13 protein-coding genes are annotated in these 12,006 nt (G+C 63.8%); 8 read left to right on the top strand and 5 right to left on the bottom strand.

The features are described from left to right. Positions 1 to 26 precede the first annotated feature (26 nt). From ACSYDV_RS03565 to ACSYDV_RS03555, 3 genes are all read left to right on the top strand, one after another. Positions 27 to 404, top strand: coding sequence for a hypothetical protein (locus tag ACSYDV_RS03565; protein WP_438322362.1), 378 nt, complete (start codon positions 27 to 29; stop codon positions 402 to 404). After that, on the top strand, positions 401 to 1,183 hold the full coding sequence (locus tag ACSYDV_RS03560; RefSeq protein ID WP_438322361.1) for a dimethylarginine dimethylaminohydrolase family protein: 783 nt from the start codon (positions 401 to 403) through the stop codon (positions 1,181 to 1,183). The genes ACSYDV_RS03565 and ACSYDV_RS03560 overlap by 4 nt, the downstream gene beginning before the upstream one ends. 189 nt (positions 1,184 to 1,372) lie before the next feature. Next, positions 1,373 to 1,996, top strand: coding sequence for a DUF2238 domain-containing protein (locus ACSYDV_RS03555; RefSeq protein ID WP_438322360.1), 624 nt, complete (start codon positions 1,373 to 1,375; stop codon positions 1,994 to 1,996). A gap of 40 nt (positions 1,997 to 2,036) precedes the next feature. Here the strand turns inward: ACSYDV_RS03555 and ACSYDV_RS03550 are convergent, their stop codons facing one another. The 3 genes from ACSYDV_RS03550 to ACSYDV_RS03540 are packed head-to-tail and all read right to left on the bottom strand — an operon-like array spanning position 2,037 to position 5,224. Further along, entirely contained in the window at positions 2,037 to 3,626 is a 1,590-nt protein-coding gene (locus ACSYDV_RS03550; protein ID WP_438322359.1) for an MDR family MFS transporter, read from the bottom strand. 51 nt (positions 3,627 to 3,677) lie between these two features. Further along, positions 3,678 to 4,787, bottom strand: coding sequence for an HlyD family secretion protein (locus ACSYDV_RS03545; protein WP_438322358.1), 1,110 nt, complete (start codon positions 4,785 to 4,787; stop codon positions 3,678 to 3,680). Next, complete coding sequence (locus tag ACSYDV_RS03540; RefSeq protein WP_438322357.1) at positions 4,784 to 5,224, bottom strand: MarR family winged helix-turn-helix transcriptional regulator; 441 nt, start codon at positions 5,222 to 5,224, stop codon at positions 4,784 to 4,786. Before ACSYDV_RS03540 ends, ACSYDV_RS03545 begins: the two co-directional genes overlap by 4 nt. A 133-nt stretch (positions 5,225 to 5,357) precedes the next feature. Here ACSYDV_RS03540 and ACSYDV_RS03535 point away from each other — a divergent pair, with 133 nt between their 5' ends. The 3 genes from ACSYDV_RS03535 (at position 5,358) to ACSYDV_RS03525 (ending at position 8,676) form a co-directional block, all read left to right on the top strand. Further along, positions 5,358 to 6,005, top strand: coding sequence for a 2-hydroxychromene-2-carboxylate isomerase (locus ACSYDV_RS03535; protein ID WP_438322356.1), 648 nt, complete (start codon positions 5,358 to 5,360; stop codon positions 6,003 to 6,005). After that, a complete protein-coding gene (locus ACSYDV_RS03530; RefSeq protein WP_438322355.1) occupies positions 6,002 to 6,751 on the top strand; it encodes an alpha/beta fold hydrolase in 750 nt (249 codons plus the stop codon). Before ACSYDV_RS03535 ends, ACSYDV_RS03530 begins: the two co-directional genes overlap by 4 nt. 74 nt (positions 6,752 to 6,825) lie before the next feature. Continuing rightward, on the top strand, positions 6,826 to 8,676 hold the full coding sequence (locus ACSYDV_RS03525) for a M2 family metallopeptidase (RefSeq protein ID WP_438322354.1): 1,851 nt from the start codon (positions 6,826 to 6,828) through the stop codon (positions 8,674 to 8,676). Positions 8,677 to 8,731: 55 nt separating this feature from the next. On the opposite strand, the gene ACSYDV_RS03520 is transcribed toward ACSYDV_RS03525, so the two are convergent. Further along, positions 8,732 to 9,058 carry an ArsR/SmtB family transcription factor gene (locus tag ACSYDV_RS03520; RefSeq protein ID WP_438322353.1) on the bottom strand — a complete coding sequence of 109 codons (327 nt, stop codon included), beginning with the start codon at positions 9,056 to 9,058 and terminating at the stop codon, positions 8,732 to 8,734. Between the two features lie 50 nt (positions 9,059 to 9,108). Between ACSYDV_RS03520 and ACSYDV_RS03515 the strand changes: the two genes are divergently transcribed. After that, on the top strand, positions 9,109 to 9,591 hold the full coding sequence (locus ACSYDV_RS03515) for an SRPBCC family protein (RefSeq protein WP_438322352.1): 483 nt from the start codon (positions 9,109 to 9,111) through the stop codon (positions 9,589 to 9,591). A gap of 276 nt (positions 9,592 to 9,867) precedes the next feature. Then, the gene (locus ACSYDV_RS03510; protein ID WP_438322351.1) at positions 9,868 to 10,233 is read left to right on the top strand and encodes a hypothetical protein; all 366 of its coding nucleotides are present in this window, start codon (positions 9,868 to 9,870) and stop codon (positions 10,231 to 10,233) included. A 224-nt stretch (positions 10,234 to 10,457) separates the two neighbouring features. On the opposite strand, the gene ACSYDV_RS03505 is transcribed toward ACSYDV_RS03510, so the two are convergent. After that, positions 10,458 to 11,942: an AMP nucleosidase gene (locus tag ACSYDV_RS03505; protein WP_438322350.1), complete on the bottom strand. Its 1,485-nt coding sequence runs from the start codon at positions 11,940 to 11,942 to the stop codon at positions 10,458 to 10,460. Between the last annotated feature and the right edge of the window lie 64 nt (positions 11,943 to 12,006).

Below are 12,006 nucleotides of genomic sequence, written 5' to 3'. Positions count from 1 at the left end.
CGATGATATTCGCAGGGATGCTCGCGTTGGCGGCGTCCGGTATCCCGTCCGCCGCAGCCGAAAGCCCGCCGGCGCAATTGTCCGGCGATCTCGCGGTCGTTCCCGAAGACATTCTCGGCACCTGGAAAATGGTCGGCGAGAAATGCGAGGAAGGCGAAACCCCCAGCACCAAACAGGTGGATGCGCTCATCCGCTTCGAACCGGACTTCCGCTATGAACTTACGGTCGAAGGCTGGACGTCGCGTGGACGCTATCGCGTCGAACAAATGCGCGATTCGCCGCTGACGATCCAGCTCGCCGATGTCCTGTACGAATTTGATCTCGTGGACGGCCGTCTGGAAAACTGGAGCGAGGGCGAAGCGGTTTTCCTGTGCGGCCGGATTTTCGAGCGGACGAACGAATGAGCCGCGGGCCGACGCGTTTTACCCATGCCCTCTGCCGTGCGCCCGCGCCGTCGGCGGTCCATGGCATCCGCGCCGACGGCGGCCCTGATCCCGATTTCGCAGACCTCGTCGCCGAACACACCGCCTACGTCGCGACGCTTCGCGAACTCGGCCTTGCAGTCGAAGTCCTCCCGCCGCTTGATGACTTCCCCGACGCGCTGTTCACCGAAGATGTTGCGCTGACCTTTCCCGAAGGCGCGATCTTGCTCCGTCCGGGCGCGCCAACGCGCGCGGGCGAGGTCGAGCATATGCGCGAGCCGCTCGCCGCGCTTCACCCGCGCCTGCTCGAAATGACCGGCGCCGGCTATGCCGATGGCGGCGACGTGCTGCGCCTCGCCGACCGGGTGCTTATCGGGCTGTCGGCGCGGACGGACCGCACCGGCGCCGGGGAACTCGCGGAGCGGCTGGCCGAACTCGGCTATCGCGCCGAGATCGCCGAGACTCCGCCCGGCGTCCTCCATTTCAAGACCGGCTGCGGGCTGATCGACGACGGCACGATCCTGACCGTCCCCGCGCTCGCCGATTGTCCGCAATTTGAAGGGCTGGAGGTCGTGACCACCCCGCCCGGCGAAGAGGCTGCGGCCAATATATTGCGCATCGGCGATACCGTCCTTGTCGGCGACCGCTGGACCGCGACGCACGCGTTGCTTGGCGCACGCGGCATCGCATTCCGGCCGCTGCCGACGCGGCAGATCGCGCATATCGATGCGGGGCTCAGCTGCATGTCGCTGCGCTGGTGAGCGCCGCGCGAAACCGTCCCCAATTCCCAAACCGCCCATAATTTCCGTTCGTGTCGAGCCCTTCGGCTGCCCGCAGGGCGGGCGCTCAGGATAAACTTCAGCCTTCGGCTGAAGTCGAGACACCGTGAGGGGGAGCGCTGACGATAGGCATCTCGACTTCGCTCGATGCGAACGGGTAGGGGAGGGCGAATGACCGCAACCATTTCTTCTATTCCGCCCGCGCAGCGCCGCCTGACCGGCCTGCTCCTCATCTTGCTGCTCCTCGCGCAGATCGAACAGCCCTATCCCGAGGTTGCGCTGCTCCAGCATCTCCCGACGATGCTGCTGATCGTGGCTTCGCCCTGGTTGCTGCGCCGCTGGCCGCTCTCGACCGCTTCGGTCGCCTGCATTGTCCTTTTCATGGCGCTCCACACGCTCGGCGGGCGCTATGCCTATAGCAATGTCCCTTATGATGACTGGGCGCGGGCGCTGACCGGCACGAGCCTGTCGGACCTCTTCGGCTGGAACCGTAACCATTATGACCGGCTCGTTCATTTCGCCTTTGGCGCGCTGTCGGTGATCCCGGTGGCCGAGGTCGTGCGGCGCTGGGGCGGGCTCGGGACGCGCGGCGCGGCGCTGGCGGGGCTCGGTTGGGTGCTCGCCATTTCGGCGCTGTATGAAATCTTCGAATGGTTGCTGACCATCGCCGCGGCGGGCGAGACCGCCGACCGCTACAATGGGCAGCAAGGCGACATCTGGGACGCACAAAAGGATATGGCGCTTGCGACATTGGGTGCCATGGCCGCGATGGTCCTGACGCGGAGGCGATCATAATCACCGGTGGCTGTCGCTGCGGGCAACAGTGGTATCGCTCTTAATGACCCATGTCGGCGGCCGACGCCTGCGGTGCGCCGGGCTTGGGGGGCCTCAGCAGAATGACCAGCGGGATCGAGGCCAGCGTGACCCACATCATGGCCCAGAAATTGTCGAGATAGGCGATCATCGCGGCCTGTCGGTTGATCTCGGCATTGAGCATCGCCATCAGCGTGTCGCCCGCGACGCCAAAGCGGTCGGCGGTCGACGGATCGATCAGGCTGATCGAGCTGTTGGTGACGTGCGACGCCAGATCCTGATGGCTCGTCTGGGTGTTCGACCCGAGCAGGGTCGTCACGACCGAAATGCCGACCGATGCGCCGATACTGCGGAACAGGTTGAGCAGGCTCGCGCCGTCGGTCCGATATTGCGGCGGGATGGTGGCGAAGGCCATGGTATTGAGCGGGATGAAGATCAGGCCCATGCCGATGCCCTGTACCAGCCCGCTGATGACGACTGGCTGCATTCCCATTGCGAGCGACCAGTGGCTCATCTGCCATAACGAATAGCCGGCGATGGCCAGCCCGGTGCTGACCAGCCAGCGCGCATCGATCTTGCCCAGCAATTGCCCGGCGACCGCCATGCTGAAGAGGATGCCGACGCCGCGCACCGCGAGGGCCCAGCCGGTGTCGATCACGGGCCAGCCGAACAGGCGTTGCAACATGGGGGGCAGCAGCGCCATCGAGGCGAACATGACGAGGCCGACGACGATCATGAACCCCATTGCGGTGACGAGGTTGCGGTCGGCCAGCATCTTGCGGCTGAACAGCGGCGCGCGGGCGGTGAACATATGGATGACGAACATCCACAGACAGGCGATCGCGACGCCAAGTTCGATCCATATCTCGATGCTGTTGAACCAGTCCTCATGCGCTCCGCGGTCGAGCATCAGCTGGAGCGCGGCGAGCCCCAGCGCGAGCATGGAAAATCCGAACAGGTCGAATTTGCGGTCGGTCTTTTTGGTCGCGGGCAGCAGCGCCCACATCATCGCCAGGGTAATGATCCCGACCGGCAGATTGACGTAGAAGACCCAGCGCCAATTGACCGATTCGGTCAGCCAGCCGCCGAATATGGGACCAAGGATCGGGCCGATCATGATTCCCATGCCCCAGATCGACATGGCGCGCGCGTGACGTTCGGGCGGGTTGATGTCGAGCATCACCGACTGGCTGAGCGGGCCGATGAAGGCGGCGCAAATGCCCTGAACAAAGCGGAAGGCGACCATTTCCTCCAGCGTCTGTGCGGCGCCGCACGCCATCGACGCGAGGATGAAGCCAAAGACGGCGGCGAGGAACAATTGGCGGCGGCCGATGCGATCGGCGAGCCAGCCGGTGATCGGCATCGCGATCGCGCTGGCGATGATATAGCTTGTCAGCACCCAGTTCACCGTCTCGCTCGTCGCTCCGAGCGAGGATTGCATGTGGGGGATGGCGACATTGGCGATCGTCGTGTCGAGGATCTGCATGATCGATGCGCCCATGACGGCGACGGTCAACAGACCGCGATAGCGCACACGTTCGTGCAGCGGGATGCTGTCGTCGCCGGGCAGCGCCGTGGCGGGCGACCGTCGGGGAAGGGCGCGGCTTGCCATGGCTAGCGCTGCGCGTCCGTCACCCGAAGGAGAACAGGGGCCGGCACCCGATTACTTCGTGAACACGGTGACGTCGGCCGATAGGCCGGCGATCATGTTGCGCGCGGGCTTTTCGTCCAAGGCGATGCGCACCGGAACGCGCTGGGTCACCTTCACCCAGTTGCCGGTCGCGTTCTGCGCAGGCAGTACCGAAAATTCGCTGCCGGTGCCGGCGCCGATGGTCAGCACATGGCCGCGTATCTTCAGCCCCGGATAGGCATCGAAGCTGATTTCCGCGCGCTGGCCGACGCGCATCTCGGCAAGGTCGGTCTCCTTGAAATTGGCCTCGACCCATGGATGCCCGGTATCGACGAGGGTGACCGCAGGCAGGCCCGCGACCATCATCTGGCCAAGCTGCAGCCGATCCGACTGGGCGACGCGTCCCGCGCTGGGCGCGCGCACTTCGGTCCGGCCCAGATTGACCTCGGCCTGCGATCGCTGGACGCGCGCCGCTTCGACCTGCGGGTTGACGCCGCTCGACGGCCCGGCGGCGAGCTTGGTCCGCGCCTCGGCGGCGGCGGCTTCCGCCTGACGCACGCGCTCGCGCGCCTGCGTTACCGCATGGCGCGACGCGTCATAGGCCGTCTTGGTGGTGAAGCCTTTTTCCATCAGCGCCGCCTGACGCTCGAAATTGACCTGCGCAAAGGCCACATCCTCACGCGCGGCGGCGATGTCGACATTCGACGTGCGCGCGCTCGCCGACAGATTGCCGACTTCGACCTCGGCGGCATCGATTGCCGCCGTCGCCTGCGCGACCGTCAGCGCATAGGGTTCGCCATCGATCCGGAACAACAATTGCCCGGCCGCGACCTGCTGCCCGTCGCGCACCGCGACTTCGGTGATGCGCCCGCCGACTTCGGCCGCCACCGACACCTTGTCCATCTGGACATAGGCATTGTCGGTCGACACCGATCCGCCGCTGGTGAGCCACCAGCCGGCGCCCGCCGCGACGAGCGCCAGCGGCACGCCGAACATCAACAGCCGCGTGCGCCATTTGGGCGTTTCCTTTGCCTCCGTCCCGGCCTCCGTGCGCGCGGGCACGGGGTCGGGCCGGGCGATCGCGGCGGTGGGTTCGGACAGCGCTTCGGCCTTGGGCCGGGTGGGGGCGATAGGGTCGGTCATTGGCTTTCTTTCACGCACGCGCGGCGGGACAGGTTGGAACGGACGCGCTCGACGAGCGCGATCAGTTGGTCGCGCTCGTCCTCGGACAAGCCCTCGGCGGCTTCATCGGTAAGCGTTTCGGCGATCTCGCGTATGCCGCTCAGCAATTCGTTGGCGCGCGGCGTCAGGTGGAGCCGCCAGGCGCGGCGATCGGCAGGGTCGGCACGGCGTTCGACCAGCCCGGCCTCCGCCAGCCGGTCGATCATCCGCGACAGTGTGATCGGTTCCACCTCGATCAGTTCGGCGAGCGGTCCTTGGCGAATCCCTTCGTGGCGGCGCAGATAGGTAATCAACCGCCATTGCAGCGCGGTAATCCCGCTGTCGCGGGTACGCGCGTTGAAGGCGCGGCGGTATAGCCGCGCCGTGTCGTTCAGCAGGAAACCGATCGTTTCAGTCATGGCATGCGACATAATAGCAACTGCTACTATGTTCAATCCCGGATTTGCTGCACCTGCGAAATGATCCGTCTTGGTGCTAAAATTCGTGCACAAAGCTTGCGCTGCTGTCGGTCTTTTTGGCATGGATAGTGTCATGAGTCTTGCTGCTGACCTTTTCTGGTCCTTTCGCTCGCCCTATTCCTATCTCGCGGTCGGCCGCTATCGCGCGCTGGCGGCAAGTCATGACGTGACGATCAACCTGCGGCCGGTCTATCCGCTCGCGATCCGGCAGCCCGATTTCTTCGAGCGCGCCCATCCGAACTGGCTGAGCTATACGATGCGCGACATGATCCGCGTCGCACAGTTTCACGGCATTCCCTTCGGCCCGCCGCGTCCCGACCCGATCGTCCAGAATATCGCGACGCGCCAGATATCCGCCGAACAGCCTTATATTTATCGCCTCACCCGGCTTGGGCAGGCGGCATCGCGGCGGGGCAAGAGTCTCGCCTTTGCGCATGAGGTCGGCCAGCTGATATGGGGCGGGGCACAGGACTGGCATTTGGGCGATCATCTGGCCGACGCGGCACGCCGCGCCGGACTCAATCTTGCCGAACTCGATGCCGAGGCGCTAAGCGACGCCGAGGCGCTCGATACCGAAATCGCCGCGAACCAGGTTGCGCTCGAAATCGCGGGCCACTGGGGCGTGCCGACTCTGGTGTTCGAGGGCGAACCCTTTTTCGGACAGGACCGGATCGAGATGGCGAAGTGGCGCATGGAACAAAAGGGCCTGAGGCCGCGATGAGCGACGTGCAGTTTTTCGAGGCGCGCGACGGCGTGCGCTTGGCATGGCGCGAGCTGGGCGAAGGGCGTCCGCTGTTGCTGCTCCACGGCCTGTTTTCGAACGCTGAGGTCAACTGGATCAAATTCGGTACCGCAGCGCGGATCGCGGCCGAGGGCTATCACGTGATCATGCCCGATCTGCGCATTCACGGTGACAGCGAAGCGCCGCACCAGGAGGAATATTATCCCGCCGACGTGCTCGTCCGCGACCTCGAAGACCTGATCGCGCATCTGGGGCTGGACGATTTCGACCTCGGTGGATTTTCGCTCGGCGCGCGGACCAGCGTGCGCGCGGTCGTCGCGGGGGTGAAGCCGCGACGGCTGATCCTCGGCGGCATGGGCCTCGCGGGGCTGGCCGGCTGGGCGAAGCGCGGGCAGTTCTTCAAGCGCGTCATCGCCGAATATGAAAGCGCGAAACGCGGTGACGACACCTGGCTGTCGATCCAGTTCATGAAGACGATGAAGGTCGACCGCATCGCCGCCGGGCATTTGCTCGACAGCTTTACCGACACCCCGCCCGAAGCATTGGCCGCGCTGATCATGCCGGTGCTGGTCGTATGCGGCGAACAGGATCAGGACAATGGATCGGCGCCCGAACTGGTCGCGGCATTGGCCGATGCGCAGCTCGCGACGATCCCGGGTACGCATATGTCAAGCGTGACCCAGCCCGAGCTGGGTGAGGCGATCGCGACCTTTCTGACGGCTTGACCGGGCCGCGGGCGCGGTCCAAATTCACGCCATCGCGCCACAGAGCGCAATCAATATGTCAGAGGACGCACTCCATGAAGACGATGATTTCCTGCCTGTCGCTTGCGACGGCGCTTGCGCTCGCCGGCCCCGCCGTCGCTGCGGAAAAGAAGAAGGACGCGCCCGCCGCGACCAAGACCGCGGCGCCGACCGCCGCCGATGCCGACGCGTTCATCGCGGCGGTCGAGAAGGATTTGTTCGACTATACGGTCGAGGCGAGCCAGGTGAACTGGGTCAACAGCACCTATCTGACCGAGGATACCGACGCGATGGCGGCGCGGATCAACGCGGTCGGCACCGAAAAGTCGGTCCAATATGCGATTGAGGCGGCCAAATATTCCGGTGTCGCCGGGCTGAGCGCGGACACGAAGCGCAAGCTCGACATTTTGCGCACCGGGCTGGTCCTGCCCGCGCCGACCACCCCGGGCGCCGCGACCGAACTCAACCAGATCGCGACCGACCTGCAGTCGCAATATGGCAAGGGTCGCGGGACGCTGAATGGCAAGGAGATCTCGGGCTCCGACATCGAAGAACAGATGGGCAATGTCGAGCGTACCCCCGCCGAACTCGCCGAAATGTGGACGAGCTGGCACGATAATGTCGGCACGCCGATGAAGGATGATTATGCCAAGCTGGTCGGCATCGCGAACGCCGGCGCGAAGGAACTGGGTTTTGCCAACACCGGCGCGATGTGGCGTTCGGGTTATGACATGTCGCCCGATGATTTCGCGAAGACGACCGAGCGTTTGTGGCAGGAAGTGAAGCCGCTCTACATCGCGCTTCACACCTATGTCCGCTGGAAACTGAACGAGAAATATGGCGATGCGGTGCAGCCCAAGACCGGCGCGATCCGTGCCGATCTGCTCGGCAATATGTGGGCGCAGGAATGGGGCAATATCTATCCGCTCGTCGCGCCGAAGGGCTCGGGCGATCTGGGATATGACGTCGGCGACCTCTTGAAAGCCAAGGGGCAGGGGCCGCTCGATATGGTCAAGGCGGGCGAGAATTTCTATTCGTCGCTCGGCATGGCGCCGCTGCCCGATACCTTCTGGAAGCGCAGCCTGTTCACCAAGCCCGCCGACCGTGAGGTCGTGTGTCACGCCTCGGCATGGGATGTCGACAACAAGGACGATATCCGCATCAAGATGTGCATCAAGGTGAACGCCGACGACTTCACCACGATCCATCATGAGCTGGGCCATAATTATTACCAGCGCGCTTATAACAAACAGCCGTTCCTCTATCTCAACGGCGCCAACGACGGCTTCCACGAGGCGATCGGCGATTTCGTCGCGCTGTCGATTACCCCGCAATATCTGGTCGACATCAACCTGCTCGACAAGGCGAAGGTGCCGAGTGCCGACAAGGATATCGGGCTGCTCCTGCGTCAGGCGATGGACAAGGTGGCCTTCCTGCCGTTCGGCCTGCTCGTCGATCGCTGGCGCTGGGGCGTGTTCGACGGAACGATCAAGCCCGCCGATTACAACACGGCATGGACCCAGCTGCGCCTGCAATATCAGGGTATCACCCCGCCGGCCGAGCGCCCCGCCAATGCGTTCGACGCGGGCGCGAAGTTCCACATTCCCGGCAATACGCCCTACACCCGCTATTTCCTCGCGCGCGTGCTGCAGTTCCAGTTCTACGAAGCGGCATGCAAGCAGGCGGGCTGGACCGGGCCGCTTCATCGCTGTTCCTTCTATGGCAACAAAGAAGTCGGCGCGAAGCTGAACGCGATGCTCGAAATGGGGGCGTCGAAGCCGTGGCCCGACGCGCTGGAGGCCTTCACCGGCAACCGCGACATGTCGGGCAAGGCGATGGCCGATTATTTCGCGCCGTTGAAGGTGTGGCTCGACGAACAGAATAAAGGCAAGCCGCAGGGCTGGTGAGCCGGGCGGATGCAATGAAGATGGGATGGCCGGGAAGGAAACTTCCCGGCCATTTTCATTTGGCTTCGACCGACTGTTTGAAGCGCGCCAGTTTGGCGCTTGCCGCGGCGGCATGCGGGCCGATCCAGCGTTCGTGAATATCGTGGATCGGCATTGCGTTGAGGTGGTTCCAGCGCTCGCGCCCGCGGCGTTCGGCGATCACCAGCCCGGCATCCTCGAGCACCTTCAGATGCTGCATCACGGTACAGCGGTCCATTTGATCAAAACTCGCGCACAGGGCGCCCGTGGTCATCGGCTGATCCTTGAGCGTGTCGAGCATCAGGCGACGGATGTGCGACGCCAGAGCCTTGAAAACACGGTCATATTCTTCGTGGATTGACATGTTGTAAATTTATAACATAAAATTGCCCCGACTCAAGCGGAGAATGGATCATGGAACTGAAATTCAGGGTTGCGGCGCGGATCGCCAAGCCGGTGGCCGAGGTGTTCGAAGCGGTCGTCGATCCCAAGACATTGTCCCGATATTTCACCACCGGCGGCGCCGAAGGACGGCTGGAAACCGGCGCGACGGTGACGTGGGATTTTGCCGATTTTCCGGGCGCCTTTCCCGTCTTTGTGACCGAAGTGGTGGAGGACGAGCGTATCATCCTCGAATGGCAGGCGAATGAAGGCGAGCCCCCGAATGTCGAGGGCGGCGAAATGACCGACAGCGATTATCGCACCAAGGTGACGATGAGCTTCAAGGGCCTCGACGACGGCCGCACCTTGGTCGAAATCGCCGAGGAGGGCTGGCGCGAAAATCAGGGCGCGCTGAAGGCGAGTTATGGAAATTGCCAGGGTTGGGCGCAAATGCTGTGCGCGCTCAAGGCGTGGCTGGAGCATGGCATCAACTTGCGCGAGGGCATGTATGTTTGAGGCGGTGTTGATGGTGATCTGAAACGGGCCGGGTTTCTTTCCGATATTTCGGGCCTGATCGGGGAAGATGACGAGGAAGGTCCTTTCGGGAGTGGGGGAGCCGACCTCTCCTTTCGTCATCCCGGGCTTGACCCGGGACCCGCCTTCCTCCCGCGCGACCTTGCAAAGGCAAGGCAGGCCCCGGGTCAAGCCCGGGGTGACGATGATGGCGGGGGCGGCAAAGGGGTGGAACGCCGACCTATGCCTGCTAGGTTCAAGCGAATGAAAAGTGTCCCGATGGCCCTCGCTCTGCTTTGTTTTTCTGGGTGTGCAAATCATGCAATCTCGGTGGAGCAGGCTCGTGCAGAAGAGAGGCTTCCCACATCTGACGAGGTTGCCGCCTACATCCTCTCGCAATGGGAAGTTGACTACGGCCCACGATTTGCTCGATTTGCGTCTCGTTCGTCGCAGAAGCCCGTTTTGGTGTCTGTGACCAATGTGTCGTGCGACTATTACATCGCGACGCCGGAATGCTCTTTTGAGGTTACGGCTCACTTTCCTGACGAGCCCCCGCAACAACATAATATGGCAGATGAATACGGCTGGACTGATGACGGCAAGCTGCAATCGGTGATCGTGATGTATCACGAGCGGAGGCGATAGGCCCGGCCATCGCGCAATGTCCGCAATTGGCCGAAACCGGTCGTTTTCCGACATCCCCCCTCCCGTTCGTGTCGAGCGAAGTCGAGACACCCGTCGGGATAGCGCCAAGCCGAGGGGCATTTCGACTTCGCTCGATGCAAACGGGATAAGAGGGAGGCTATCGGTCGTTTGCTGTCATTCGCACGGCGCCGGAACAACGCGAAGGTGCGGCGCCTTGCCGCTCCTCACCGGAACGGCGGTTCGTTGAAGGCGCGCAGTTTGCGGCTGTGCAGCTTCGCCCCCTCGTCACGCAGACTTTCGCACGCCTTGATTCCGATCTGAAGGTGGGACGCGATCGCTTCTTCATAGAAGCGGTTCGCCTGTCCGGGTAGCTTGAGTTCGCCGTGGAGCGGCTTGTCGCTGACGCAGAGAAGCGTGCCGTAAGGGACGCGGAAGCGGTAGCCCTGCGCCGCGATCGTCGCCGATTCCATATCGATGCCGATCGCGCGCGACTGCGAGAAGCGCAGCGCGCTGTCGGTGTAGCGCAGTTCCCAGTTGCGGTCGTCGGTGGTGACGACGGTGCCGGTGCGCATCCGCTTCTTGAGGTCTGCGCCGCTGGTCCCCGACACCGCTTCGGCGGCGCCGGCGAGCGCGAGCTGGACTTCGGCGATCGCGGGGATCGGGATTTCGGGAGGCAGAACCGAATCGAGGATGTGGTCGTCGCGGAGATACGCGTGGGCGAGAACATAATCGCCGATGCGCTGGCTGGGGCGCAGCCCGCCGCAATGGCCGATCATCAGCCACGCCTCGGGCCGCAGGACCGCGAGATGATCGCAGATCGTCTTGGCATTCGACGGGCCGACGCCGATGTTGACCAGGGTGATGCCCGCGCCGTCGGGGGCGATGAGGTGATAGGCGGGCATCTGGTGCCGCCGCCAGGCGCTGTCGGCGACGAGCGCGCTTGCGTTGACTCCGGGCTGATCGACATAAAGGCCCGCCGCGCCGGCGAGCGCGGTGTAGCGGCCCTGGCCGACCTGCGAGCCCGCCCAGGCGACGAATTCGTCGACATAGCGATGATAGTTGGTGAACAATATATAGCGCTGAAAATGCTCGGGCGCGGTGCCGGTGTAGTGGCGGAGGCGCGCGAGGCTGAAATCGGTGCGCAGCGCATCGAACAGCGCGAGCGCCTGCGGCTTCGCCGGATCGAGCCCGAACAGACCGTCTGCGAGTTCGTCGCCGATGTCGGCAAGCTCGGTGGTCGGGAAGTGGCGCGCGAGTTCGAGCGGGGTGATGCCGCCCATGTCCGACCCGTCGCTGGCATCCAGGACATAGGGAAAGGGAATTTGCTGCCCCGTGCGCGTCACCGACAGCTCGACGTCATAATGGCGAACCAGCAGGTTCAGCTGGTCGCGCAGATAATCGGCGAACAGGTCGGGGCGGGTGACCGTGGTGACAAACTCGCCGGCGCGTTCGAAGCGGCCAAAGGCGAGGTTGTGGCTCACCTGACCTTCGCGTCGTTCGCCGGTGGTGACGAGCTGTAGCGCCGGATAGTCGAACAGTCCGGTGGCGGCGGCATCCGCCGGCGGCAGCGTGCCGTCGCGGACATAGGCGGCGATGGCGGATTTGAGCGCAGAGACCGACGCGCGGAACCGGGTTTGCAGTTCGGCGATCACCTCTTCGACGAGGGCGATGGGACCGGGGATGTCGGGGGTGTGCGATGATGATGTCATCGCGACGTTCTTGCATGAAAATATGACAGATGGGAAGAGCGGGGAAACGCATCCCATCTCTCGT

Origin of the sequence: Sphingopyxis selenitireducens, assembly GCF_051550705.1 — a bacterium.
Taxonomy (GTDB): Bacteria; Pseudomonadota; Alphaproteobacteria; order Sphingomonadales; family Sphingomonadaceae; genus Sphingopyxis.
This window is presented reverse-complemented; position numbering and strand designations above follow the sequence as displayed.